Genomic DNA, 26,605 nt, shown 5'->3' with positions numbered 1-26,605 from the left:
CGGTGCGGAGCCTCTGCTGCTTGCCAGCGGCGGCGTTGGTCAAACGCCACTACTCCCCATGGCGCGCCATGCCTTGTCCCTTGGGCGGCAGGTCATCTATCTACACGCTGCCCTGGATGCCGATCATCAGGCCTTTCAAAGTGAATTAGAAGCACTGAAGAGCGAGTATCCTCAGCGCCTCCAGGCTGTCCGCATTCATGAACGCGGCAACGAAGCCGAGCATATTGGTCGTATCGACCGTAGCTTGTTAGCTCACTACCTGCCAGACCTTAAGGCACGCTGCTATTTCGTTGGCCCCCAAGGATTTATGACGGCGATTAATAGCGCACTGTCTGAACTGGGTATCGACGAGGATCGTCGCCACTTTGAGCATTTTGGGCCGTCTCGCCCGCTCGACGCAGCCTGATGTTGGGCGGCCCCAGCAGTATAGCGGGGCCGCCTAGCCATAGTTCAGTAGTGAAGATTACGGTCAAGTCACTCCCTGCGCGCCAAGCGCTCCAGCCCCAGCAGCAACTCCCCGAAACGCCCTTGTGCAAGGCCTTCCTCGCAACCATCGAGCAGATTCTTAAGCGTCAACCCCAGCTCCGTATCCCCTTCTATGATTAAACGACGCTGGAAAAACAGACTGTCGGGATCCTCGCGGCGCGTGGCAAGACACAAAAATTCACGCCAACCTCCACGAATGGTTGCCTCGCCCTTCTCGCGGCATAATAGCAAGCGCTGGGATTCAAGCGTCAGACTAAGCGTCACGCCTAAATCAGCAATGGTGAGACTAATGCGTCGACCTTCCACCGCGTCGAACTCTCCCTCTGCAAGCGGCACTGCAAAAGTACGGTTGAGCAAGGGCTCGACTATACGTCGCTTAATAGTAAAAGGTACCCGTGGATCAAGAATGCGAATCAAGCGGCTAAGAGTGACAGGAAGGGGCAGAAAAGCAGATGGAATAGAAACAGACAAAGGTAGAAATGACATGACAAGCTCTCTCATATAAAAAACATTAGCAGCAAACTCCATACGGCTAATGCTAATTATTGCTATGGCACTTCGTACTGACATGTATCAGTAGAGGCAAAATAATGCACCAATATTAATACGCATTTCACCTTCGGCATGGCGATTGCGATTTACTATTACTGCTCATACCAACCAGGAAAGTGGGCTATGGCGAACCGCGGCCCCCACCATATAGGCGAAAATGGCCACCGCTACGACGGCGGCCATGGCACGCGCCTTTGGCGTTGGCCCACGTTTAATTGCAATGCTGCCAATACCGATATAGGCCAGCAGCGCCACTAACTTGGCGCCAAGCCAAGGAAGCTGCCAGGGCCATACGGAAAGTAATACCATCAACGTCACCCCCAGCCCCAGCAAAGCCGTATCGATGAGATGGGGTAATATTTTGACCCAACGGGCGTTGAGTCGCGGGTTTTCCTGTACCGACCACCAGGCGCGCACTACAAAGAGCGTGATGCTCAGCGTAGCGGCCGTCATATGCAGGTGCTTGATAAGAAAATAGTGCTCCATGGTACCCGTCCCTAGCCTACGTTCACCGCATCGCCGTGATGATCGAAGGCAAGATAGGCGGTGATATTACCCATTTTCAGCGACTCCATCATCCGCTGGAGCTGCCGTTCAACCTCGGCGTCGTCCTTTGGGTCGTCCATGGCCGCAGCGAACACCAGATCCCATTCGATCTCGGTGCGGCGAGACTCTTCGATCAACGCCGCCATGCTGCTAAGCTCTTCGGTCGATTTGTCTACGCATATCACAGGCACTAACACCCCACCTTCGCCCTCTTCAAAGCGACGACGCTGCTCAGCATCGGGAAAATCGGGCAGCTCTGCGCGAACGAACACAAACAACAGGCGCTGGGGTTTAGGTTGTTTATGTGCTTCCTGCAGTAAGTCGGCAAACGTCGCTATGGTCATAAAATGGGCCTTATCCCTAGTCGGGAAGATGAGTAGGTAAAATGAGTTGATTAGATGAGTAGGTGACGTTACTCGGGTGATTCTACGAAAAGCCACAATAGCAGCATTATCATAAATAGCGGGATCAATAGGCTGAGTGGCGCTGCGCGCCAGCCATAGGCTTGTACTACCAGAGGCGTCATCCGTAAGGAAAACCCCACGCCTGCGCTTAAAGCGAGACACAGGGCTACAAGAAGAAGCACCCAGCGATCAGGCATCCAACCTTTGGCGTGGGCGATGCCAGTCGTAATCACCGCACCTCCCAGTCCAAGTCCAGCCCCCACCAACAAAAATTCCCACGGGCGGCTTGCCACTCCAAACCCACCCAGCGCCAGTGCGAGCCCCAGCAACAGCCATTGCATCAAGCGACAGGTGTCGCCCCGCCTGGCGATATACCAAGCCGGCCAGGCCAAGAGCACACCGCTACTCAACGGTATCAGCACATAAAGGGATTGTTTTGCGAGCAGTGCGTAAAGTGTCCAGCTAGCCACCGCCAAGGCGCTTGCCAGTGGCATTAATAGCATGGCTACCAGCAACTGATAACCATTTACTGGTTCCGTTGATGTCTCCAACGTGGGTGGCGGCACAGATGATGGCATGGCGTTTCCCAGCGAGGGTATAAAGACATCGGAAGACATGCCAGAATTGTCGGTAAATACCGGGCGTAGGTCAAAAAACATCGGAGGTAGGTCGGCTAACCCCAAAGGAATAGCCCTAGTATCGAAATACAGCCAATGCCACACTCCCTTACCTCTTCCGCGCTATCGGAACTGCCATGAAATTACTTCAACGCTCCCTGGTTGCTCGCATCATTGCGTCTCTGCTGGCCATTAGCGGTATGGCCCTCATCAGCATCACCCTGACCATGGCAATGTCTAACAGCAGCCGTGGCGATGCTGCCGCGATCAATGTCGCTGGCTCATTACGCATGAATGCCTATCAGATATTGGGGGCCTTGCAACGCCTTGAGTATGTCCCGGAGGAAACAAGCGAAGAACAGCTCGAAGGTCTGATAACGCGCTTTGATCAGCGTTTGCATGGCACAACGCTACAGCAAACGATCCCCGCCGATGATCGTCACGAGCGCCGCCGTCAACTGGAAAAACTTCAAACCTACTGGCTGCACACGCTTCGCCCGGCACTACAAGCACCGTCCACCACCGCACAGCTTGACCTGGATACGCGAGAAGCGATGATCGTTGCGATGGTCAATGACATCGAGATGCTAGTCACCTACCTGGAACAGAGCACCGAGGCCAAGGTGCGGCTGCTGGGCATGATGCAAGTGATCTTTTTAGTGTTGATTGCGATAGTGGTCGCCATCGCTCTCTACGATGTTCGCTACAATCTGGTAGTCCCTTTGCGCCAACTTATGGTGCTGGCCCGTGAGGCGGCGCAGCGTAATTTCAAGCCCCGTTCACAGCTCCGCGGTAGCGACGAGCTGGCATTATTGGGCCATACCTTTAACAAGATGTCGGCCGAGCTGGCAACAAGTTACGCCGCGTTGGAAGACAAGGTATCCCGCAAGAAACAGGAACTTGAGCGCAGCAATCAGGCGCTGCGGGTGATGCATGATGCCAGTCGCGCGCTGTATGGCGGCGGTAACGACCTCTGCTCTAGCGCAGCTCCCATGCTGCGCGAACTGGAAAAGCTGTTGAATATCGGGCCAATACGCCTTTCGTTAAAAGACCCTTTCGATCAACGGGCAATGCCGGTACTGGAAACTCATTCGCGTACCCGACCAGAGTATTGCCGTGACCAAGATTGCCATGCCTGCCTGATTGATCCTCGCCCCCTGGATCTGGTGGCCAATAACCAGTCGCAATGCCTGCTGCTACCGATCAGCGTAGGCGATACGCTGCTAGGCACCCTGGAAGTGTGGTATCCCCAGGAACGGCTCAACGATAGCACCCGTCGACTGCTCACAATATTAGCCGATCAGCTGGCCACGGCGGTGTACCTGCAGCGGCGTATCGAAGAGCAGCAGCACGTCACACTGATCAACGAGCGAACAATCATTGCGCGCGAACTGCACGACTCTCTAGCGCAATCGCTATCTTACCTAAAAATGCAGGTCGCCCGACTCGAACGTATGCAGCAAAAAGAGGCAACCCGCGAGGCTCAGTCCGCGGTATTCGATGAGCTGCGCACCGGTTTGAACAGCGCCTATCGTCAACTGCGTGAGCTACTCACCACTTTCCGACTCAAACTTGAGGGGCCGGGGCTGCAATTTGCCTTACGCCAGACCATCGAGGAGTTCAGCCAGCGTATGGAGGCAACGGTCGAGCTTGACTACGATGTGCCGCCTTATCTACTTAATCCCAATGAAGAAATTCACGTACTGCAGATTATTCGTGAAGCACTGGCCAATACCCACAAACACGCCCAAGCCCATTGGGCCAAGGTCACAGTAAGATTCGCCGATGCCCGCCTGTTAGTGCGTATCGAGGATGACGGCATCGGCTTGGAAGACGATAGCTCACCGCCAATGCATTACGGCTTGGTGATCATACGCGACCGTACCACTACCCTGAATGGGCAACTGAGCATCGCCAATCGCCCCGCCGGAGGAGCCAGTGTTGAGGTAGACTTTACCCCTTTAACCGCTCGCTTAATTCAGCAGCAGCCCGCTTCGGCTGCCCCCAACTCTCACTTAGGCACAGGGACTTCTTAATGACGCTGACAACTGCCAAAGACACGCCTGCCAGTCTGATGATTATCGACGACCATCCGCTACTGCGGCGTGGTGTGATTCAGCTGCTTGAGCTAGAAGACGACCTTGAACTGGTTGGCGAGACGGGCGATCCCGAAGAGGGCATTGCCCTGGCCCTCAAGCTCGAGCCTGATTTGGTGTTACTTGACTTAAACATGCCGGGCGTCAATGGACTAGAAGCGCTGCGTCGCCTTCGGGAAGCTAACTATAGCGGCCGTGTGGTGATGTTCACTGTTTCCGACCATGAGGATGACGTTGTCGCGGCACTGCGTACCGGTGCCGATGGTTACCTGCTAAAAGATATGGAGCCTGAAGACATGGTTCGCCAGCTGCGTCAGGCTGCTCTGGGCCGCATGGTGATCAGTGAAAGTCTGACTGCCCTACTCGCTGAAGCCCTGCGTAATCAGCGCAATGCGCCCTCCACACCCGACATTCACAGCCTGACCCAACGTGAACGTGAAATTCTGCAACAGCTTGCTGGCGGGCTCTCCAACAAGCTCATCGCGCGCAAGCTGGATATTACTGAAGGCACGGTCAAGGTTCACGTCAAGCACCTGCTCAAAAAGCTCAACTTACGCTCACGTGTCGAAGCCGCCGTCTGGGCAGTTCAGGAAGGTATCGATCACTAGCCGGCTCTGTGTGGTTACCTCCAAAGACTCCCAGCGTACTTTTGCTCTGACCCGCGCTTACCCCCTCTCGATTTTTTGTCTTTAAAATCAATCAATCTTGGCATTTCAGCGACTACCTCTCAAGAGGTATATCGCTGATTTATAGGCTATTTCTCTTAGTTTCCCAATCCCCTTTGCAAGCGTATCTTGCCTGCTAACTGCAGAAAGGTTTGATGCCAAGGGGAACCGCCATGAGCAAGAGAAACGCCGACATAGAGAAGTGGGATGTCGAAGATGCCCAATTCTGGGAACAGGATGGCAAACGGATTGCCAGCCGCAACCTATGGATATCCATTCCCAGCCTGCTGATGGGCTTCGCTGTCTGGATGATGTGGGGAATGATCACCACTCAAATGCAGAACCTGGGTTTTTCGTTCACGATTAACCAGCTATTTTCACTGACAGCGCTTGCCGGCCTAGCGGGTGCCACGCTGCGCATCCCTGCATCGTTCATGATTCGCATCGCTGGCGGGCGTAACACTATCTTTCTGACCACCGCGCTGTTGATGGTCCCCGCCGCCGGTACCGGTATCGCCTTAATGAACCCAGGCACGCCGTTCTGGGTATTCCAGGTGTTGGCTCTACTTTCCGGTATCGGCGGTGGTAACTTCGCTTGCTCGATGAGCAACATTTCCACCTTCTACCCCAGCAAGCAGCAAGGATACGCCCTGGGCATGAATGCGGGCCTGGGCAATTTCGGCGTCACCACCATGCAGATTATGATCCCGCTGGTTATGACCGTCGGCATGTTCGGCGCTATGGCCGGTGCTCCGATGGAGTTGCAAAGCGCAAGCGGTACTTTAATCGGTCGCATCGAAGCAGGTACCGATACCTGGATCCAGAATGCTGGCTTCATCTGGCTCATATTTCTGATTCCATTGGCGTTCGCCAGTTGGTTCGGCATGAACAATCTTCGCACTATTACGCCCAACCCGAGTTCGCCGCTGGCGGCTTTCAGCAAAATATTGGGGCTCTACGGCGTTGGCTTGGTTACCGCCATCGTCGGTATGTTGGCACTCGGTTGGCTTAATATGTGGATTGCCCTGCCGCTAACCATTGTTCTGACCCTGGTGTTGTTGCGCCTGATACCTGGCGACATCAAGCCCAATATCCAGAAGCAGTTCGCGATCTTTTCCAATAAGCACACTTGGTCAATGACCATCCTCTACATTCTGACCTTCGGCTCTTTCATTGGCTTCTCTGCGGCCCTACCGCTCTCCATCAACGTCATCTTCGGCAACATGATGGAAGCCACTGCCGATGGCACACTGATTCGCGTGGCCAACCCTGAGGCGCCCAGCGCTTTGACCTGGGCCTGGATAGGCCCCTTCGTGGGCGCCCTAATCCGCCCAGTGGGTGGGTGGATCTCCGACAAGGTGGGCGGCTCCATCGTCACCCAAATAATCTCTGCGGTCATGGTGGTCGCCTCTATCGCGACCGGCTATGTGATGATGCAGGCCTATAACGCCACCGATCCAAATCAATTCTTTTGGATATTCCTGCTGCTTTTCATTGTGTTATTCGCCGCCAGTGGTATCGGCAACGGTTCTACTTTTCGCAGCATCGGCGTGATTTTCGACCAGCAGCAGAAAGGCCCGGTACTTGGCTGGACTTCTGCCGTCGCTGCCTATGGCGCCTTCATCGCCCCACGGGTGATGGGCGAGCAAATCCAGGCCGGCACACCGGAACTTGCCATGTACGGCTTTGCGGTCTTCTACGCTATCTGCCTCGTCATCAACTGGTGGTTCTACCTGCGCAAGGGTGCCTACGTTAAGAACCCCTGAGTACGACGTGCTTCTTTAGGCCCGGAGCTAAGCTCCGGGTCTTGACCCCCTACCCCAATGCGGGAGGACACCATGAAAATCATGATTGCCTACGACGGTTCACGAAACGCCAAGCTGGCGCTCGCTCAAGTCGTCAATATGTTCCGCTGCAACCAGCCCCTGCTAGTACTGGTCGGCGTGGTGGAGAACCCTCTCGACGCTACCGATAACAATGAAACGCTTTTTCAGCAGGAGCACGATGAGGTTAAACAGCACCTTCAGGAGGGTGTGGCGTTCGCTATCGGCGAGGGTTTCCAAGCCGAGTATCTTCTCGCCGAGGGAGATGCACGCAAGATGCTGCTTCAGTCCATTCGCAAACTCTCGCCAGACCTACTGGTGATTGCTCGCCATAGCCATCAGCCAGATGGTGGCATCATCGCCAAATCGTTGACTTATTTCGTTGATGAACTCGACTACATGACCTTCGGCAGCGTCAGCTCATTTCTGGCCCGACGCGCCGAATGTCCCTTGTTGATCCTACCCAGCCCTTGAGCAGCCCATAACCATCTTTGGGATATACCACCTTTGGGACACAGGACGATACGATCATGAAAGTTTCCGCTGTATTCAAGTTTCGCAGCCCTGAAATCCGGGCCCTGCACCTGACCTGGATTGCCTTCTTTATTACCTTTTACGTGTGGTTCAACATGGCGCCGCTCGCGTCGAGCATGCTCAAGAGCGTCGACTGGCTGAGCACGGACGATCTCAAGCTGTTCGCCATCTGCAACGTAGCCTTGACCATTCCCGCCCGCATTATCGTCGGCATGGCATTGGACCGTTTCGGCCCACGCCGGGTTTTCTCGGTACTCATGGTGAGCATGTCGCTACCGGCGCTGGCGTTCGCTTTCGGTAACAGCATGACGCAGCTGCTAGTGGCTCGCCTGGTACTGAGTTCGATTGGTGCCAGCTTCGTGGTCGGTATCCATATGACAGCGCTGTGGTTCAAACCCAAGGACATCGGCTTCGCCGAAGGCTTTTACGCTGGCTGGGGTAACTTCGGCAGCGCCGCCGCGGCCATGTCGTTGCCGACCATCGCCCTGAGCATGTATGGCGGCCCGGATGGCTGGCGCTGGGCGATCGCCCAGAGCGCTGTTGTGATGGCAGCTTATGGTGTTTACTACTGGTTCGCGATTACTGATGGCCCGGATGCCCAGGCCCACCGCAAGCCACGCAAGACCGCCGCCATGGAAGTGAGCTCCTGGGGCGATATGATCAAGCTGATCATCTGGACGATCCCGCTGGTCGGCGTACTCGCCATCCTGGTCTGGCGCATCCAGTATATGGGCTATTTATCGGTCACCGGTGCGGCCGTCGCCTACCTAGTCATCGTGGCGATCGTTATTTATCAGGTCGTACAGATCCTGCGGGTTAACCTGCCAATCCTGCGCAAGGGAGTACCCGAGGATGATAAGTACTCGTTCAACAGCGTGGCCGCACTTAACAGCACCTACTTTGCCAACTTCGGCGCGGAACTGGCGGTGGTGTCGATGCTGCCCATGTTCTTTGAGGAGACCTGGGGGCTGAATGCCGCCACCGCCGGGCTAATCGCTGCGTCGTTCGCTTTCGTCAACTTGGTGGCGCGCCCCATGGGCGGCATGGTTTCTGACCGTATGGGCAATCGCCGTTTCGTTATGCTGTGCTACATGTTTGGCATTAGCATCGGGTTCTTGTTGATGGGCATGCTTAATTCGAGTTGGCCGTTAATCCTCGCGATTGCCGTGACCATCGGCACATCGATTTTTGTGCAAGGGGCTGAGGGGGCGACCTTCGGTATCATTCCCTCCATCAAGCGTCGTATCACCGGGCAGATCTCGGGCATGGCCGGCGCCTACGGTAATGTTGGCGCGGTGGTCTACTTGACCATTTTTACATTTGTTACACCGTCGCAGTTCTTCTACATCATCGCCACCGGTGCCTTCATCAGTTGGGTGATCTGCCTAGTGTGGCTCAAGGAGCCAGAAGGCGCTTTCGATGACGAGTACTACGTCTCTTCAGTCGATAGAGACATCGCAGAGCAAGCCCTGCATAACACCAAGTCCTGAACATTCGGGTTATCTGCAGCATCACTGCACTGTCCGCGTCGCTTAAATCCGGACAGTGCCATAATAGTGTCATTCAGAGCGCCTTTAGTCAGTATTGGTGGTGTCTTTAAACCAGGTTAATGGGGGTAAAATGGCTAGTGCAGAGAAGACCCAGAAACTGCTGAAGGCGCAGGGTAATGCAAATGAGATTCACCTACGATTACGTCTTAGACAGTTGTGGCAAAGCGTTTGCCACCGGCATCACTCACAACGATCCAATGAGTGCGGTATCGGTAAGAACATTGCTGCGAAAGTGATCTATTATAGAGTTAGTCCCTAAATCGATATCACCGGGTGCTCTATGGCTATGCAAGATAGAAAGGCTCTGTTGGAAAATATGCGAACTGAACTCCGTGAACGCGTTCAGCGCTACAAAGATCATCAGCAACGAATCAATGGCGCCTTGGATAAAGATCTTGAAGAGCAGGCAACACAAGCTCTAAACGACGAAGTGGTCGATCGATTAGAAGATGAAGCTACGTTAGAACTATTACAGATCGATCGCGCCTTAGCGCGAATTGAAGAACAAGTAGGTGATCACTGCGAAGAATGCGGAGATCGAATTGCACCAAATCGACTAAAAGCTCTGCCTTATACAACATGCTGCACAGACTGCGCCTCCATATAACAACCGTGATCCAGTTCACGCATTGGCTGCTATTCACCCCCAAATACTTCCGCCGATAACCACTCGATAAGTTCATATAGGGATGCATGAAACATAATCAACATAACCGGAATAAACCGCCGCAGAAAGGTATCGAGAGGTGCAATGCTTTCCGATGGCAAAGCCAAAGAAAAGCCAGAGAGGATACGGGCCAGGCTTTAACCGCAGATAACTGCTTGCTTTATAGTCATTTATTATCTGTCATGACCAACACAGCAGCTCCGGTCAATTTGCCTTCCCTTAGATGCATAAGTGCTTCATTAGCTGCACTAAGTGGATAGCACTCTACCTTTGATTAAAGCCTTGACCATTCCTAAAGCACTAATTTAATTAAATCAACATCTAAAAAATCTTTATGACCTTTATTAAACTTTTATATAGGAAAATAAGAAAAAGTACATATACAAGTTTTGAAAGCATCTCTTTAACATTAACTAAACCTATTAGCTGGCATAAACACCTCAACACTACGACAATCATTATACGAGACAAGGGAGCAGTATTAATCAATTTTAATATTACATATAGTAGTCAAGTGCGGCTCACGTTATAGATACATCTTCCTGCCACGTAAGTCTGCTGGGGCTGAAGTTTACTGTCGAGTAGCGTCACATCGGCGTCACAGTCGATAGCTAAACGTCCCTTTCTGGCATGTAAGCCGAGCACCCAGGCCACGTTTGTGGAAATCAGTCCCAAAGCCGACTCGAGAGGCAGCACCCCTTCATGAACGAGGCGCTGCCAATCCGCAATCAGTGTTGTGTTTTTGGCTACTTTCATTCCCAGGTATGCCCCGTTTGCATCGAATTCTGGCAAGCTGCCATTGCAGTCAGAGCTCATGGTGATGCGCTCTGGTGGTACGCCTAACTCGAGTAACCGAGACACCGCATCAAAGCCGGACAGTCCATCACCGGCGTCTTCAAACGCGGTAACATCAACACTTGCGTTAAATGCTAAAGCATAGTCAGCGGCTTCCTCGAGCAAGGCAGGGTGGCGATTCACATGGGTGGGAATCACTTGATTGGCGGGAATCTCAGTCTCCGTTAGCAACCTGCGCAGCGGTTCCAGTCCCCGCTTACCGTCACCGATATGAAAATGGCAGATACCTCGTTTACCAGCCAGCATGGCACCGATGCGTGTATCACTGACGATGCGTTCGATTTCATCCTGGCGTGGTTGGCTCGACCGATGATCCGAAATGGCGATTTCACCCAGGCCAATGACCTCTGGAATCCAGGCCAAGTCGCGTTGAATGTCGCCGGTCAGGGTGGGGGGCGGAACGCGATAGGCACCGGTGTACATGAAAGCCGATATGCCCTCGGCTCTAAGCCCACGCACCTTGGCCAGTAGATTTGCGGGGGAACGGCTGATAGCGTCAGTGCCCAGTACACCCACTACCGTGCCAATGCCCATCGCCGCGATTTCGTGTGCCGAAATTTCAGGGCAACGGGTGCCGCAGCCGCCTTCGCCCCCACCCCCAGTGACATGCACATGCTGATCGATAAAGGCGGGAACGGCGGTAAGCTCCAGGGCTTCCACCACCCGAACAGGCCAGCCCTTGGGAGTGTCGAGGTCGTTGCCCAGGGCAATGATTCTCCCCCCCGCCATGAGGATGTCGGTCGCTTCGATTCGCTCGGGCGCAAAAATAGTGCCAACCCGTAATAGAGTCATGAGCGGGGTGTGCTGCTCGCTTGCGAGCATCATGACTGAATGCCTGCAGTACTGTCCGACAAAAACCGCCGACCACGCAGACGCTCGGTGACGCTATTGATGTCATCAACCAGCAGTACCAACAAGTCTCCCTCCCTGGCCTCATCGAACGCTCTGTCGACAGCATGACTTTCTTTCATGATGACCTCGACGCGGCAGGAGCCAGGATGTGACTCTGCACCAGCGCGTAACAGGCTGACAACTTCGCCAGCGGGCCGGCCTCGCGGGTCGGTTTCATAGAGCAAGACGATATCATGCATGCTGGCCAGTTGAGCGCCCAGGCTATAAAGATCTTCGTCACGGCGGTTACCCGGGGCACTGGCCACGCTAATACGCCGCTGTGCGGGAATACGGCTCACAAGTTCGCTCAGGGCTTTAAGCGCGGGCACGTTATGGCCGTAGTCGATCAGCACTTTAATTTCGCCAGCATCGATAAAGTTGGTGCGACCCGGATTTTGCCCCGGCGTCGGGTGGAACGTCTGCAGACCTAATTGGATATCAGCAATACTTAGCCCCAGCGCATAGGCGGCTGCGCTGGCGGCCAGGACATTGGCCACATTGAAACGGGCATAGCCTTCAAAGGTGATCGGGGCATCCACCACCGGCATGATGTTGGCTTCGACATTTCCTTGGCGCATCACGATACACTCGTTATAAACCGTGAAAGCAATCCCATGCGCTTGCACATGCTGACGGATAGGCTCGGAGTCAGCATCCAGAGAAAAGTAGATGACCTTTCCTCTGGCCCACTCCCTGCCCGCCAGTACGCGCGGATCATCTGCATTAAGAACGGCTGTACCTTCCGGGCTGACGGCGTCGATCACCACGGTCTTACAGCGTGCCAGCTCATCCAGTGTATGGATGTCATTTTCTCCCAAATGATCGCTCGCAATGTTCAGTAGCACGCCGACCTGGCATTCATCGAAGCCTAGCCCGCGACGCATTATGCCGCCTCTCGCGACTTCCAGCACAGCATACTCGACAGTGGGCTCGCGGAGTACGGTGGAGGCCGCCTGCGGCCCACTGTAATCTCCCCGCATGATGGTATGATTATCGATCTCAATGGCCCCGGTGCAGGCCGTGCCGACAATGCGGCCAACTTGGCGGAGCAGATGCGCGATCAGGCGCACCGTTGTAGTTTTTCCATTGGTTCCGGTTACCGCAGCGATGGGTATCCGCCCAGAGTCCTCGCTATCTGGAAACAGCATTTCGGTGACGTGCTGTCCGACATCCCGTCCCGTGCCATGGGTCGGTGATAAATGCATACGAAACCCTGGGCCGGCGTTGACCTCGACTACCGCGGCAGACTGCTCCTCCAACGGCATCGTCAGCGTCTCAGCGAGTAGGTCGATGCCGATGATATCGAGTCCCACCAGACGGGAGATGCGCTCTGCGGTGTACTTCACTTCAGGGTGAACATCCTCAGTGACATCCGTCGCAGTGCCCCCAGTACTCAGGTTCGCTGTGGACTTTAGATAGACGACCTGATCTTTCGTGATGACACTCTCCAAGGACAGATTCTGCTGAGCTATCAGCCGGTGCGACTGCTCATCCAGATGAATCTGTGTCAGCAGGTTTTCATGACCGATACCTCGACGCGGATCTTGGTTCTCCCTGTCGATCAGCGACTGAAGTGAAGCCTGACCATCGCCGACCACATGTGCCGGGCGCCGCCTAGCAGCGGCGACGAGCTTGCCATTGATCACTAGCAGCCGGTAATCCTCACCCTTGACGAACCTCTCGACCATGACTATTGAGTAGTGGAGAGAGGCGATAGTGAACGCCTCACGCAATGCCGGTTCGTCGCTAATGCCCGTGCTGACTCCGCGGCCGTGATTACCGATTAGCGGTTTTACGACAACCGGATAGCCGATATCGAGCGCGGCAATGAGCGCTTCCTCAATCGAGTGGCAAATGACCCCATATGGCACGGGAACCCCTGCCTCACCGAGCACGTGCTTGGTCCAATACTTGTCATCGGCGATGCCATGGCTGATCAGACTCGTGCGGCAAGTCACCGTCGCCTGGATCCGTTGCTGACGGCAGCCGTGTCCCAATTGAATATAACTGCTGTCCGCGTCAAGGCGAGCCCAGGGAATGCCACGGCGCACGGCAGCATCAACGATCGATGTCGTGGATGGCCCCAACATATGCGCGTCGCGCACCTTTTTTAGGCGGGCGATGACCGAGGAAATATCAATCTCGTCACCATTGAAGAGCTGGGCGACGATATTGACACCTTCTACTCCGACGGCCAGACCACAGGCCTCGTCCCGATAACGATAAACAACGTTATAGATGCCTGTTTCATAGGAGTCGACCGTCTTACCGTAACCCACCGTAAAGCCGATCAGATTCTGTAACTCGATCGCGATATGCTCTACCACGTGGCCTGCCCAGGTGCCCCGTTCAAGGCGTTCCAGAAATCCGCCAGCCCTCCCAATCGAGCAGCGGTGTTCATATAAGGAAGGTAGAAGCTCGATGATGCGTGCTGCGATGCCAGGAACGGTATCGCTCGGTCGCTTCTCAAGCTCTTCAATGTCCAGCCGCATGAAGATGACCGGATAACGGCTGTAGTAATTCGGACCACGTAGCGCCCGATGCTCAAGAATGTTCATTACGTTGTCCTCTCCGACAGGAGGTCGGAGAGCTCATCGGCAGAGAGATAGCGGCGCGCATCTATATCGTACCCATGGCCACTGACCATAGCATGAAGGATCATATTCTCGACGGCGACCGGTTCGCCTATGGACAGTTCGGCGATATTGGAACTCGCCAGATCGCGGCTATCGATAATGATGACGTGCCCTGTCCCAATGGTTTCCAAGATACGGTTTGGATGGATGATGACAGCCGCATCCTCGCCAATACCAACACCTAGCTGCTCCGGATTACTGGCGCCCACTTCCATAAGGCGCGTGAACCGTCCCCGTTCAAGGAAGTGGCTGTCGATGACCATCCCGCGAATAAAGTCCAAACCGAAGCTCATGTTGACCGCTCCCTTGCGTAAGGCGTCTGCCGCCGCACCGTTGTAGATCATAGTGCTTGGCATAGCCGCAGCGCCGGCACTGGTACCTGCCACGACAGCGCCGGCCTTCAACCGCTTGCGGATGGCTCGAAGTGCAGCTGAGCCACCTAACACATTAGTCAGGCGAAGCTGATCCCCACCGGTGAAGAAAATTACGCCACTTCGCTGGATAAGCTGGACATTCTCTGCATCGGCGGCTTGTCGGCGATCCTGTATGTCCAGCGCATGGATCTGGCTTGCGCCTAAGCGAGCAAAGACCGCCTCATAACAGGGCAAAAGCTGTTCAGGAATGCTACTGGCCGTGGCGATAATGACGACTTCATCACTGTCTTTTGGGGCAAGCTCGAAAACCCGCCGAAGGATGGCGAGGTCGGAGGTCTTGTCCTCGGCACCGCCAATGGCAATGATGTGGCCAGAAACGGTTTGATGGTGTGAAGTCATATTCCCTTCGCCGCCCGGCGACGCTTTTGTGGAACACTGGATCATTACCCATACCGGTAATGTTGTATCGCCTGATGCTTTTCACCCATATCTTCACTTATAACAGCTGAAAACCGCCCTAGCCAGATTAATAACGCCCTTTCGGGCTGACTAAAACACTCCCATTAAACAGTGGAGTTTCTGCTCTCTTGTGTATTGCCCCAGCGTAGCAACCAGAATCCGCTATGCTTCGATAAAAGGCCTTCCCCGCGCCTGGAGTCTGAAGGGCAAGGCCATACCCTGCTGCGCTTCATCGGCGAGCACTGCGACAGCCGAGCTTACGCCAGGAGGCAACCATGAGCGTTCGGAATATTTTTGTTGTCGGGCTGGATGAACACAACCGTAAACGGCTCGAGCATTTACGTGGGGCAGAGAATTATCGATTTTATGGCGTGATCGAACCATCGGAAGTTTATGACACAGAGATTTTTCCTATTGAAGAAATGTTATCTAGAGCCGAAACCCTGTTAAAAGGTTTTAGTGAGCCTATCGAGGCCATCGTTGGTTATATGGATTTTCCGGTCTCGACCATGCTGCCGCTACTCTGCGAGCGACTGGGTACGCGTTCCACCAGCCTCACAAGTTTGCTCAAATGCGAGCACAAGTATTGGAGTCGGCTCGTTCAGCATGAAGTGATTGCTGACTATATTCCCCGCTTTACCGCCTTTGATCCCTTCGATGCTCTGGCACTTCAGCATATAGGGGAGGCGGGGCTGTATTTTCCGTTCTTCGTAAAACCTATCAAATCGTCAGGCTCGCGACTGGGATTCCGCATCGAAAGCCCCGAAGATTTCGCCTATGCAGTAGCGCGGTTATGTGAGGGCATCGGGACGATTTCAGAGCCTTTCAATTACGTGCTTGAACACGCCAAATTGCCTGACGACGTACGCTCAGTAGATGGCGGACACTGTATGGCAGAAGAAATTATTGGCGGATGGCAATGCACGCTTGAAGGATACGTATTCCAAGGCAATGTTGTCCCTTATGGGATAGTGGACTCGATTCGATACCCGCAAGTTCTGAGCTTTTTTTATTACCGCTATCCGTCGATACTTCCCGCTAATATTCAGGAAAAAATGCAAGCGCTGACGCGTCAAATCATGTCCCACATTGGCTACGACAATGCAGCGTTCAATGTCGAATACTTCTGGGACGAAGTGCAAAATCGCATCTGGTTGCTTGAGATCAACACCCGCATTGCACAATCGCATTGCGACTTGTTCGAGAAGATCGATGGGGTCAGCCATCAGCAAGTGACGGTGGATTTGGCACTTGGGCAATTGCCAGACATGCCTTTCCGCCAAGGCATATTCAAGGTCGCAGCGAAATTTTTCTACCGAGTTTTCTTCGTCGACGCCACCGTCAGTCAAGTGCCTAACGCCGAGGAGATAGAGACACTGCAGCACGCATTTCCCGGCACTATGATCACGATCCAGGTCGATATCGGTATGCGCCTATCATCCTTACCTGAGCAAGACAGCTACAGTTACGCCCTGGCTTACGTGTGGATGGGAGCAGACGACGAAGTCGCGCTGGAGGAGAACTACGCACGACTTGCCGAGCAGCTACATTTCGCGTTCGAGGACATCGTCGCCTGACGTGTTCTCGTCCTGTAAATGAATAGCAATAAATCCAGTTACGGAAAAGGGGGCAGGGTCATGCATATTGTCAGCAATTTTCCCCGCGACGTGCAGGAGGAAGAAAGTTGGATCACGCTGGCCGATGGCTGCCGACTCGGGGTACGTATCTGGCGCCCGGTGGATGCCGAGAGCGATCCGGTACCTGCAATCCTCGAGTACTTGCCTTATCGCAAGCGAGACCTGACGGCGGTACGCGACGTACAAACATATGCTTATTGGGCCGGCCACGGCTACGCTGGGGTGCGGGTAGACATCCGCGGCTGTGGCGAGTCGGACGGCGTGCTGACTGACGAATATCTGCAACAGGAATTGGACGATGGCGTCGAAGTCCTGCACTGGCTGGCTGAGCAACCCTGGTGCACCGGTGATGTCGGCATGATCGGTATCTCTTGGGGTGGGTTCAATGGCTTGCAGATTGCGGCACTGCAACCTCCCGAGCTGAAGGCCGTCATAACGCTGTGCTCAACCGACGATCGTTACGCCGATGATGTCCACCACATGGGGGGCTGCCTGCTTGGTGACAATTTGTCATGGGCCTCGACCATGTTTGATGGGAATACCTGCCCACCCGACCCACTATTGGTCGGTGAGCGCTGGCGGGACATGTGGCTGGAGCGCCTTGAGCACAGTGGGCTCTGGCTGGCTACCTGGCTCCTGCATCAGCGCCGAGACGACTATTGGAAGCATGGCTCGGTCTGTGAAGACTTCTCGCTCATTCGCTGCCCCGTCTATGCCGTTAGCGGCTGGGCCGATGGTTACTGCAATGCCGTGTTCCGGTTGCTCGCGGGGCTCGACGTGCCACGCAAGGGCCTGGTTGGCCCTTGGGCGCATAAGTATCCACATCTTGGCGTTCCAGGCCCGGCCATCGGTTTTTTGCAGGAATCGCTGCGCTGGTGGGACCATTGGTTGAAGGGCAAGGAAACAGGCATTATGGACGAGCCAATGCTGCGCGTATGGATGCAGAAATCTGTTCCGCCGTCAGCCCGCTACGAGGTACGACCGGGTCGCTGGGTTGCCGAACCGAGCTGGCCATCCCCGCGGATCGAACCGAAGCATTTTAACCTAACCAGTGGTCATGACCTTCTGCCTGAACCGCAGGCCCCCGAGGTTGCTAGATCGGGTAGCGATGCTCCTCTCTCCGTGCGCTCGCCACTATCGGTCGGGCTGTATGCAGGAAAGTGGTGTTCCTACAATGCCCCGCCGGACCTGCCTCATGATCAACGAGACGAGGATGGTGGCGCGCTTATATTCCAGACGGCACGTCTCGATCAAGACATCGAGATATTCGGGCAAGCCATTGTCGAACTCGACATCGAAGCCGATCAGCCGGTGGCGATGGTCGCGCTTAGGCTCAGCGACATTGCAGAAGACGATAAGGCGACCCGGATTACCTATGGCCTCCTCAACCTGACCCATCGTGACAGTGATGAATTTCCCCAGCCTTTGGAGCCTGGCAAGCGATATCGTGTACGTGTACCGCTTAAACACATCGCGCAAAACTTTCCGGTAGGTAACGCGATACGGCTCTCGCTCTCCACCAGTTATTGGCCGCTGGCCTGGCCGTCGCCAGTGCCTGTCAAGCTGACAGTACACCCTGCCGGCTGCCAACTGATCCTGCCGTGCCGAGCCCCCCAGCCCCAGGAAGAAGCCGCGCTGCTGGCATTCGGTCTGCCGGAAGCTGCACCCCCGCTAGCGGTGACCCTGATCCAGCCGAGCCAGGAAGTCTGGCGGGTAATCCGCGATCTGGCCAAGGATCAGACCATACTCGAAGTCATCAATGACCAAGGCACCTTCCGGATTGATGGCATCGATATGGAACTCTCATCTCAGGTTATTGAGCGCTACACCTACACCTACGGCAACTACGACAGCCTGAGCGGCTGGATAGAGTGGGAGCGCAGTTTCAGGCGTGGCGACTGGATGGTGCGCAGCGTGACTTGCACCTTGATGACGTCCAATGCAACAAGTTTTCGCTTGCGTGCGACAATGGATGCCTATGAGGGGGAAGGCCGAGTTTTTTCCAAGAGTTGGGACGAGGAGATTCCACGGGATCTTGTTTGAGTGTAGGTATAGGGCTCTATTGACGATTTCTACTGCCCCAAACACTACTACCCCGGAAGTGTCAGCGGGCGTGCACCTACAACGCACTAGTGAGAGGAGGTTCAACTGTTGAATCTCTACTCGTAGGCTTTGGCACTACACCAGCGAGTGCCCTCATATGGGACTCAGTGGGGTTGCTCCTCAAAAGATACTGGCCACTTTGGCTTGAGCTCTACTTTTGAGGCCCTCTAAAAATGGGGGGATTACCCTACCTATTTGCTACCTAAAATCTAACCAAACAAAAACGGCCACATCAGCAATTAGCTAAGTGACCGTTTTACATGTCTTTTTGGTCGGAGCGACAGGATTCGAACCTGCGACCTTTGCAACCCCATTGCAACGCGCTACCAAGCTGCGCCACGCTCCGCTGTCTTTATTGGCCGCTACATATTTGCCTCAAGACGGTGCGTATACTAGCGGTTTCCTGAATAAATGAAAAGCCCTTATAGCGCTTTCTTTTCAAGTATTTGTCGCAAACCGCCATAAATCTCATCACCCTTTAGGGCTTGCGTTGATCAGCCTCAAGCAGCAAATAGGCCATAGCGTCATATACACCGGGGGCAGTGACTAATAAATGATCCGGGTAGATATCTTCCGGTACCGCTGAAGGCACTGAGTACAAGTGTCCTACTCGTGCGCCGGCTTCGCGGGCAATGACCCAGCCTGCAACAAAATCCCAGGGCGAGACACTTTCGTAATATGCGTCTAAGCGTCCGCAGGCCACATCACATAAATCGAGCGCTGCAGCGCCATTACGACGAATGTCTTGGCACTCAAATAGCACGGCTTCTAACCGCTTCAAAAGTTGCTTACGCTCCTCTTTACGATAGGGAAATCCCGTACCTACCAAGGTGTGGGCCAGTGAATCTGCACTACTGGGGTGTATAGCTTTACCGTTGCAAAAAGCCCCGGTGCCTTCGGCAGCGCTAAAGGTTTCGCCTAAAAACGGTGCGTGTACAACGCCCACCTTGGCAACGCCCTCTTCCATCCAACCAATTGAGACCGCTACGTGGCGAAGCCCCTGGGCAAAATTAACCGTGCCATCAATAGGATCCACCACCCAAAGCTTCGGCGCCGCTTCATGCAAAGCGCTCTCAGGGGCAAGCTCTTCACTCAGCCGCGCTTCACCTGGAAAGTGCTCCTCAAGGCGCTGACTAATAAGCTTGTCCACGGCCACATCTACATCAGTGACCAGCTCATTATCCTTTTTTAAGCGCTGGGCAAAGTCCTGCTGCTCCCGCGCCTTGATGATCATCTGCCCCGCTTCTTCGGCGATAGCAATCGTAATTTCAAGACGCGCGGCTAGTGTGTGGTCGCTCATTGAATCTCCCTTTAGAACGCGATGATGCTATGAGTCTCTACCATAAGCCGCCGAGATGTAATTTTCGAGTCAAACCGACTTTCGATGATCGTGGTTAGCGCAATACGTCCACCAATACATCCACCACGATGCGCGTGGCGGCCTCAATTAACACCACATCGGCGCCAACTCGCTCCCACTCATAGCCTGGGTAATTCGGTAACTGAGAGGCCAGTCGGCCATCGAAACGCTTGGCGATACCCTGCGGCAACGGCTTGCCTCTTTCAAGGTTACGCTGAATACCCGGGGGTAACGACTCGGCTCGCGGCGCATTATGTTGGCGCAATAGCTGACGTAATTCGCGCTCATTAATACGGGGTAGATCAACCCGCTCATTATGGGAGTGTCTAGGGCGGTTAGATTCGTGTTGCTGGCCCTTATCACGGACACCGTGGGCCGGGGCATGGTCAGGCTGGGCAAAGGCAGCGCTATTGATAAGCAGCGCACCTAGCGCACTCATGGCAATCAGTTTGATGGGGTTCACTGTAAGCTCCTCGCTTAAGGTCAGAGCTCACAGTGTAAAGAACAAATGCGTAGGGATTGAGGAAGTTAGAAGTTAGAAGGCTCCCCGCGGCAACTACCGGGGAGGTATTTTTCCTCGATACCGTTTTGTCTCGCCGGCATACACGACCACTTAATGGCACCACTGTCAGCAATCAGCTCAACACGTAAACGTTTTCCCCGAATAGCCGAAGAGACCGGCGCTTCGTCGCGCATAGCCATGCCAATCGCCACGTTATCATCACGATAGAAGTAGTCGACCGACTGTATATAACGGGTTTGGCTAACCAGTTCTTCCATTCCCTGATCGTTACCTGTCCCAAAATCACCCGAGAACGCATAACGTTCAGCCAACTCTGTTTTAACGCCACTGAGCACATTCAACGCCTCAGACACTTGAGCCCGCGCGGTATAATTTTGATACTGAGGTACAGCAATAGATGCCAGCACACCGATAATTGCCACAACAACCATTAGCTCGATCAGGGTAAAGCCGTGTTGGGGCTTTGACATCGTTCTACTCCGTGCCGATCTTTATATTAATAGGGGCCAAAAGGCTCCTTATTAATTTTTATTTTTTTTTACTAGCGACAGCCAGCGGGTAACCAATTCTCTTGTCCACTAGGGCCTGCATTGTCACCTTCACCGCTACTTTTCCATGAGCACACCCATCCCTTAGTGGGGCTACTCGATGATTCAACATTGTTACCTTCATCGTCAGTATCACTCCTAGGAGCAATAGCCATAACGGAACCGCTAAGAGTACTGTCATCCTTAAAAGCCACTTCTAATTGAGAACCATTATATTCAACGGCCTTAACATAACGCCCTGAAGTGTCGTCCGTAATAACATCGTTTGAGCCCGGCATATCACCCTGTAGCGTATACTGCTCAGCAATATCAGCACGTAAGCCGCCAGTAATGGTCAATGCTTCACTTGCTTGGGCACGAGCGGTGTAGTTTTGGTACTGAGGCACGGCAAGGGAAGCCAATACACCAATAATCGCGACGACGATCATCAGCTCAATCAGCGTGAAACCGCCTTGCTTAGTGGTACGAAAAATAGGTTGTGCAGCATTCTGCATGAAGGCATCTCCTGGGGGAAAAGGGCAAGCCTTTGTAAGGATCGTTAATCCTTAAAAAGAATTAGCAATAACTGCGATTACACTAGCTTACGTGATCTATTTTTACAACACACGCTATTAACACTATCGGCTCATTTGAATGCTCCTTTAACGGCCTGCATGACCAGCCTTTTAATGCCTGTAAACGCTAGTTTATGGTACAAGTGACACGCCTACTTCGATGTAAAAACAGGTTGTTTTGATGAGCCAGCCCCCCTTTGAGTCGACTTTAAGTCACGCCGCAGCCCGCGGTGGCCTGCGCGGCATTGCCCAGCGCTTGGTTAAGCACGACTTGCTAACCGATGCCCAGGCCGCAACAGCAGAAACAACCGCATCAGACTTGGAGATATCGCTACTTCAGCATGTTATCGAGAGCGGCCTGGTCGACCCGAATGAAGCTACACTGGCGGCCGGGTGGGAGTATGGGCTACCGGTCATAGATTTGGAGGCGGTGCGGCTTACCGCGCTGCCTCCTGCTACTGACTATCCTGTCAAAGTCCTGCAGAGCCTTAACGTTTTGCCATTAGCGCGCCATGGCCATCGCCTCACGGTCGCGGTGCCCTACCCCGCCACTTTAACCCAGCTGGATGAATTGCAGTTTGCGACCGGCCTTAGCGTTGAAGGCATCCTCGCGCCCGTTGATCAAATCACTGTCGCCCTCAATAGCTACCTTGCGCAAAACGAGCGCGGCATGCTGGATGAGCTGGACGATATTGACGATGCGGTCAGCTCGCTGAGCATTGTGCAGAATAGCGACGGTAACGAAGTACCGCTGGAAGAGTCTTCCCAAAGTAGCGAAGACGCTCCCATCGTTAAATTTGTGAATAAAATTCTGCTAGATGCTATCCGCCGGGGCGCATCCGACATTCATTTTGAGCCTTACGAAACGCTCTATCGGGTACGCTTTCGGGTTGATGGGATGCTCATTGAAGTGGCACGACCGCCCTTTGCTATGCGTAACCGTATCGCTGCCCGTCTGAAAATTATGGCTCGCCTTGATATTTCCGAGCGACGCTTACCCCAGGATGGGGCGATAAAACTCAAGCTTTCCCGTACCCGCTCCCTCGATTTCCGGGTTAACTCGCTGCCTACCGTTTATGGCGAAAAGCTGGTATTGCGGATTTTAGACCCTACCGCAGCCCAGTTGGGTATTGAGCAACTGGGCTTTACCGACGAACAACGAGGCCATTATGAGCAGGCGTTAAAACAACCCCAAGGCATGATCCTGGTCACCGGCCCCACCGGCAGCGGTAAGACAGTTTCGCTGTATACCGGCATTAATATTCTTAACAAAGTTGAGCGTAATATTTGCACCGCCGAAGACCCGGTTGAAATCAAAGTCGCTGGTATTAACCAGGTAAACGTGCTGCCCAAGATCGGCCTCGATTTTGCCAGTGCACTTAGGGCATTTCTACGCCAAGACCCGGACGTAGTCATGGTGGGCGAGATTCGTGACCTTGAAACCGCCGAAATTGCGGTTAAAGCGGCCCAAACCGGGCACTTGGTACTCTCAACGGTACATACCAACTCGGCGGCTGAAACACTCACTCGACTGGCAAATATGGGGGTCTCCTCGTTTAACATCGCCAGCGCCGTTAGTTTGATTATTGCCCAGCGACTAGCTCGCAAATTATGCACGCACTGTAAAGAGCCGATAGAAATCCCCCACGAAGCACTGCGCAAAGTAGGCTTTAGCAGCGAAGAAGTCCACCAAGCAACAATCTATAAACCGGTGGGTTGCAAGCGCTGCACCCACGGCTATAAAGGCCGAATCGGCATTTATGAGGTAGTGCCGATTACCGAAGCAATGCGCCAATTGATTATGCGCGATGCCAATGCCTTAGATATTGATCAGCAGGTGCGTAAAGAGGGCTATCCAAGCCTTCACCGCAGTGGACTATTAAAAGTCATGCAGGGTATTACCAGCCTGGAAGAGGTTAACCGAGTGAGTAAGGAGTAAGGCATGGCTAAAACGGCACGTCGACGCCAAACGTCCGCCATCAAGCTAGCGCGCTGGAAATGGATCGGCAAAGGCCCCCAAGACAGACCACTAAGCGGTGAGATGATTGGCCGCAGTAAAGCCGAAGTAGCCGCTGAACTGACTAAGCAAAACATTGTTATCCGCCGGATTAGTAAAAAGGGCAACCTGGGGGGCAGCGGCCGCATTAACCCCAACGATGTGATGGTCTTTGCGCGCCAAATGGCCACCATGATTCGAGCAGGTATTCCCTTGTTGCAGGCGCTACAGGTGGTGGCAGAGAGCCTCAAAAAACCTGCCATGGTCGCTCTGGTTCAACATATGATGAGCGATGTGTCGTCGGGCTCTAGTTTCTCTGATGCATTAAACCGCCACCCCAAGCACTTTGATCGGCTGTTTGTTAACCTGGTCAGCGCTGGCGAGCAGTCAGGTGCGCTGGATCAAATGCTTGATCGTATTGCAACTTATAAAGAGAAAGTGGAATCGCTCAAGGCGCGAGTTAAGAAAGCGCTTTGGTACCCTACCGCCGTCATGACGATTGGCATTGCAGTGACCATGCTGCTGTTGATTAAAGTGGTGCCTGAATTTGAAAGCATGTTTCAAAGCTTTGGCGCTGAACTTCCTGCACTAACCCAAATGACGGTGAATTTATCCGAGCTTGCCCAACGTTATTGGCTAACGGCGCTCGGCGCAGTGATTACCGTGGTGTTCCTGCTCAAAATAAGCATTCAGCGCTCGCCTAAAGTTGCCTACCGTATGCACGCTTTGCTGCTTCGATTGCCGGTCATTGGCGATATTATGCACAAATCTGCTATCGCTCGTTTTTCGCGCACGTTAGCGACCACCTTTGCTTCCGGCGTTCCGCTCGTTGAAGGCTTAGACACTGCCGCTGGTGCCACAGGCAATAAAGTGTACGAGCGCGCGGTGGTGCAAACACGTCAAGACGTATCCACCGGGCAACAGCTGCACTTCGCCATGCGGATGACTAACCGCTTTCCTCCCTTGGCGATCCAAATGGTCAGTATCGGCGAGGAGGCCGGGTCGCTTGATGCCATGCTTAATCGGGTCGCTGATTACTACGAAGAAGAAGTCGATAATAAAGTCGATGCCCTCACGTCACTGATGGAGCCGGTTATTATTGTGGTACTGGGTGTGCTGGTTGGCGGGGTGGTGGTCTCAATGTATCTGCCAATTTTTGATTTAGGCTCTGCTCTCTAAGAATCAAACTTTTCAAGAACACTAATTTAAAAAAACCTAAGGAGCGACATGCATCACCCTCCGATCATCTTGTGGTTAATCGTTTTATTGATTGGGCTATGTCTAGGCAGCTTTCTGAATGTGGTGATTACGCGACTACCGGTGATGCTGATGCGTGGCTGGCGTAACGAAGCCCGTGAAGCACTCGAGCTTAGCGCTGAACACTCAGCGCGCTTTAATTTGGCCACGCCTGGCTCCATGTGCCCACGTTGTGAAGCTCCCATCGCATGGCACGACAACCTGCCACTGATTGGCTGGATAAAGCGACGCGGGCGTTGCGCTACGTGCCACACACCCATTAGCGTTCAATATCCTCTAGTAGAAATAGCCGGTGGTTTGCTGGCCCTTGCTGTGTTGGCTCTGCAAGGGCCTACTGTTGAAGCAGTTTTCATTTACGGCGCTTGTCTAATGCTGTTAGTGCTTGCCGTGATCGACTTTCGCACCCAGCTACTGCCCGACGTCATCACGCTACCTTTGCTTTGGGCAGGGTTGCTATTTCAGCTCCTCTTCCAGCCACCTATGCTGCCGAGTGCGGTGATCGGCGCAATGGTAGGCTATCTTTCCCTGTGGAGTTTTTATTGGCTATTCAAACTGGTCACCGGCAAAGAGGGAATGGGCTATGGCGACTTTAAGCTGTTAGCGGCGCTGGGCGCTTGGCTGGGTTGGAGTTACTTACCGCTGATTTTGATACTTTCCGCTGGGCTCGGGGCCATTGTTGGGCTAATTGCCCAGGCATGCTCACCCCACCTACGGGGTGCACCACTGCCCTTCGGCCCTTTTCTCGCCCTTGCTGGCTGGGTAGCGTTGTTAGTCGGTGATGAAATAATGACGCTGTATCTCAGCCTGCTTATGTGAAACTAAGTTATGTAACGTTCAGCTATTTGAGGCAGTAAATGATTATCGGATTAACCGGAGGTATTGGGTCGGGTAAATCGACCGTTGCACGTGCCTTTGAAACACTCGGCGCCGCCTGGGTCGATGCCGACGATGTTGCCAGGGAAGTTGTTTTACCGGGGGAACCTGCACTACTAGCCATTAAAAATCGCTTCGGTGATCAGGTCATGCACCAGGATGGCAAGCTTAATCGAGCCGCCTTACGCGACATTGTTTTTAAAGACCCAGAACAGCGGCAGTGGCTAGAATCTGTCACACATCCCAGAATAAGGGAGAGACTACTGCAGCATTTAGAGCGGCTCAAAGCCCAGGACGCGCCCTATGTGCTGCTGGTATCACCGTTACTGTTTGAGTCGGGGCAAAGTGCGCTAGTTAACCGCGCAGTGGTTGTCGATGTGCCCAAAGCGCTACAATTATCGAGAACCCAACAGCGTGATGGGGTGAGTGAAAGTCAGGTGCGTGCTATTCTCGCCGCCCAACTTACCCGCGAACAACGGTTAGCAAAGGCAGATGACGTGATAGATAACAGCGGTGACCACGCCAGCATGATGGTACAAGTGGCACAGCTTGATGAATGCTACCGTCAGCAGCTCAACTACTGAGATATCATGCTTGTT

Annotated in this window: 24 protein-coding genes and 1 tRNA gene; 13 read left to right on the top strand and 12 right to left on the bottom strand. The window is 53.8% G+C overall.

What is annotated here, in order from left to right; genetic code table 11:
* On the top strand, nt 1-406 hold a 406-nt coding region (locus tag KUC_RS20120), incomplete at its 5' end, for a ferredoxin reductase domain-containing protein (protein ID WP_503660759.1).
* 68 nt (nt 407-474) lie between these two features.
* Here the strand turns inward: KUC_RS20120 and ubiT are convergent.
* The 4 genes from ubiT to KUC_RS15395 form a co-directional block, all read right to left on the bottom strand.
* Nucleotides 475-972 (bottom strand): ubiquinone anaerobic biosynthesis accessory factor UbiT, encoded by a 498-nt coding sequence (gene ubiT / locus KUC_RS15410; protein ID WP_040481213.1) that lies wholly within the window; start codon nt 970-972, stop codon nt 475-477.
* A gap of 165 nt (nt 973-1,137) precedes the next feature.
* Nucleotides 1,138-1,524: a SirB2 family protein gene (locus KUC_RS15405; RefSeq protein ID WP_007114151.1), complete on the bottom strand. Its 387-nt coding sequence runs from the start codon at nt 1,522-1,524 to the stop codon at nt 1,138-1,140.
* Between the two features lie 11 nt (nt 1,525-1,535).
* On the bottom strand, nt 1,536-1,928 hold the full coding sequence (locus KUC_RS15400; RefSeq protein WP_007114150.1) for a hypothetical protein: 393 nt from the start codon (nt 1,926-1,928) through the stop codon (nt 1,536-1,538).
* A gap of 68 nt (nt 1,929-1,996) precedes the next feature.
* Nucleotides 1,997-2,566 carry a hypothetical protein gene (locus tag KUC_RS15395; RefSeq protein WP_244264821.1) on the bottom strand — a complete coding sequence of 190 codons (570 nt, stop codon included), beginning with the start codon at nt 2,564-2,566 and terminating at the stop codon, nt 1,997-1,999.
* 176 nt (nt 2,567-2,742) lie between these two features.
* Between KUC_RS15395 and KUC_RS15390 the strand changes: the two genes are divergently transcribed.
* From KUC_RS15390 to KUC_RS15365, 6 genes are all read left to right on the top strand, one after another.
* Nucleotides 2,743-4,641 (top strand): type IV pili methyl-accepting chemotaxis transducer N-terminal domain-containing protein, encoded by a 1,899-nt coding sequence (locus KUC_RS15390; RefSeq protein ID WP_007114148.1) that lies wholly within the window; start codon nt 2,743-2,745, stop codon nt 4,639-4,641.
* Nucleotides 4,641-5,309, top strand: coding sequence for a two-component system response regulator NarL (gene narL, locus KUC_RS15385; protein ID WP_007114147.1), 669 nt, complete (start codon nt 4,641-4,643; stop codon nt 5,307-5,309). The genes KUC_RS15390 and narL overlap by 1 nt, the downstream gene beginning before the upstream one ends.
* Before the next feature lie 230 nt (nt 5,310-5,539).
* Entirely contained in the window at nt 5,540-7,132 is a 1,593-nt protein-coding gene (locus KUC_RS15380; protein ID WP_007114146.1) for an MFS transporter, read from the top strand.
* Nucleotides 7,133-7,204: 72 nt separating this feature from the next.
* Nucleotides 7,205-7,663: a universal stress protein gene (locus KUC_RS15375; protein WP_040481211.1), complete on the top strand. Its 459-nt coding sequence runs from the start codon at nt 7,205-7,207 to the stop codon at nt 7,661-7,663.
* Between the two features lie 56 nt (nt 7,664-7,719).
* Nucleotides 7,720-9,213, top strand: coding sequence for an MFS transporter (locus tag KUC_RS15370; RefSeq protein ID WP_007114144.1), 1,494 nt, complete (start codon nt 7,720-7,722; stop codon nt 9,211-9,213).
* A 340-nt stretch (nt 9,214-9,553) separates the two neighbouring features.
* Nucleotides 9,554-9,880, top strand: coding sequence for a TraR/DksA family transcriptional regulator (locus KUC_RS15365; protein WP_007114143.1), 327 nt, complete (start codon nt 9,554-9,556; stop codon nt 9,878-9,880).
* Nucleotides 9,881-10,450: 570 nt separating this feature from the next.
* Here KUC_RS15365 and iadA read toward each other — a convergent pair.
* The 3 genes from iadA to KUC_RS15350 are packed head-to-tail and all read right to left on the bottom strand — an operon-like array spanning nt 10,451 to nt 15,095.
* Nucleotides 10,451-11,620, bottom strand: coding sequence for a beta-aspartyl-peptidase (gene iadA, locus KUC_RS15360; protein ID WP_007114141.1), 1,170 nt, complete (start codon nt 11,618-11,620; stop codon nt 10,451-10,453).
* Nucleotides 11,617-14,244, bottom strand: a complete 2,628-nt coding sequence (cphA, locus tag KUC_RS15355) for a cyanophycin synthetase (RefSeq protein WP_007114140.1) — start codon at nt 14,242-14,244, stop codon at nt 11,617-11,619. Before cphA ends, iadA begins: the two co-directional genes overlap by 4 nt.
* Nucleotides 14,244-15,095: a cyanophycinase gene (locus KUC_RS15350; protein WP_007114139.1), complete on the bottom strand. Its 852-nt coding sequence runs from the start codon at nt 15,093-15,095 to the stop codon at nt 14,244-14,246. Before KUC_RS15350 ends, cphA begins: the two co-directional genes overlap by 1 nt.
* A gap of 335 nt (nt 15,096-15,430) precedes the next feature.
* On the opposite strand from KUC_RS15350, the gene KUC_RS15345 reads away from it, so the two are divergent.
* Nucleotides 15,431-16,732: an ATP-grasp domain-containing protein gene (locus tag KUC_RS15345; protein ID WP_007114138.1), complete on the top strand. Its 1,302-nt coding sequence runs from the start codon at nt 15,431-15,433 to the stop codon at nt 16,730-16,732.
* A 60-nt stretch (nt 16,733-16,792) separates the two neighbouring features.
* Nucleotides 16,793-18,835 (top strand): CocE/NonD family hydrolase, encoded by a 2,043-nt coding sequence (locus KUC_RS15340; protein ID WP_007114137.1) that lies wholly within the window; start codon nt 16,793-16,795, stop codon nt 18,833-18,835.
* A 329-nt stretch (nt 18,836-19,164) separates the two neighbouring features.
* On the opposite strand, the gene KUC_RS15335 is transcribed toward KUC_RS15340, so the two are convergent.
* From KUC_RS15335 to KUC_RS15315, 5 genes are all read right to left on the bottom strand, one after another.
* Nucleotides 19,165-19,241, bottom strand: a tRNA-Pro gene (locus KUC_RS15335).
* A gap of 132 nt (nt 19,242-19,373) precedes the next feature.
* A complete protein-coding gene (locus tag KUC_RS15330) occupies nt 19,374-20,195 on the bottom strand; it encodes an inositol monophosphatase family protein (RefSeq protein ID WP_007114136.1) in 822 nt (273 codons plus the stop codon).
* A gap of 94 nt (nt 20,196-20,289) precedes the next feature.
* On the bottom strand, nt 20,290-20,718 hold the full coding sequence (locus KUC_RS15325) for an anti-virulence regulator CigR family protein (protein WP_007114135.1): 429 nt from the start codon (nt 20,716-20,718) through the stop codon (nt 20,290-20,292).
* A gap of 65 nt (nt 20,719-20,783) precedes the next feature.
* Complete coding sequence (locus KUC_RS15320; RefSeq protein WP_007114134.1) at nt 20,784-21,248, bottom strand: pilin; 465 nt, start codon at nt 21,246-21,248, stop codon at nt 20,784-20,786.
* A gap of 71 nt (nt 21,249-21,319) precedes the next feature.
* Nucleotides 21,320-21,820, bottom strand: a complete 501-nt coding sequence (locus KUC_RS15315) for a pilin (protein WP_007114133.1) — start codon at nt 21,818-21,820, stop codon at nt 21,320-21,322.
* 241 nt (nt 21,821-22,061) lie between these two features.
* Between KUC_RS15315 and pilB the strand changes: the two genes are divergently transcribed.
* The 4 genes from pilB to coaE are packed head-to-tail and all read left to right on the top strand — an operon-like array spanning nt 22,062 to nt 26,590.
* A complete protein-coding gene (pilB, locus tag KUC_RS15310) occupies nt 22,062-23,819 on the top strand; it encodes a type IV-A pilus assembly ATPase PilB (protein WP_007114132.1) in 1,758 nt (585 codons plus the stop codon).
* A gap of 3 nt (nt 23,820-23,822) precedes the next feature.
* Nucleotides 23,823-25,055 (top strand): type II secretion system F family protein, encoded by a 1,233-nt coding sequence (locus KUC_RS15305; RefSeq protein WP_007114131.1) that lies wholly within the window; start codon nt 23,823-23,825, stop codon nt 25,053-25,055.
* A gap of 48 nt (nt 25,056-25,103) precedes the next feature.
* On the top strand, nt 25,104-25,949 hold the full coding sequence (locus tag KUC_RS15300) for a prepilin peptidase (protein ID WP_040481210.1): 846 nt from the start codon (nt 25,104-25,106) through the stop codon (nt 25,947-25,949).
* Nucleotides 25,950-25,987: 38 nt separating this feature from the next.
* A complete protein-coding gene (gene coaE, locus KUC_RS15295; RefSeq protein WP_007114129.1) occupies nt 25,988-26,590 on the top strand; it encodes a dephospho-CoA kinase in 603 nt (200 codons plus the stop codon).
* The last annotated feature ends 15 nt before the right edge of the window (nt 26,591-26,605 follow it).

The organism is Vreelandella boliviensis LC1, assembly GCF_000236035.1.
GTDB lineage: Bacteria > Pseudomonadota > Gammaproteobacteria > Pseudomonadales > Halomonadaceae > Vreelandella > Vreelandella boliviensis.
This window is presented reverse-complemented; position numbering and strand designations above follow the sequence as displayed.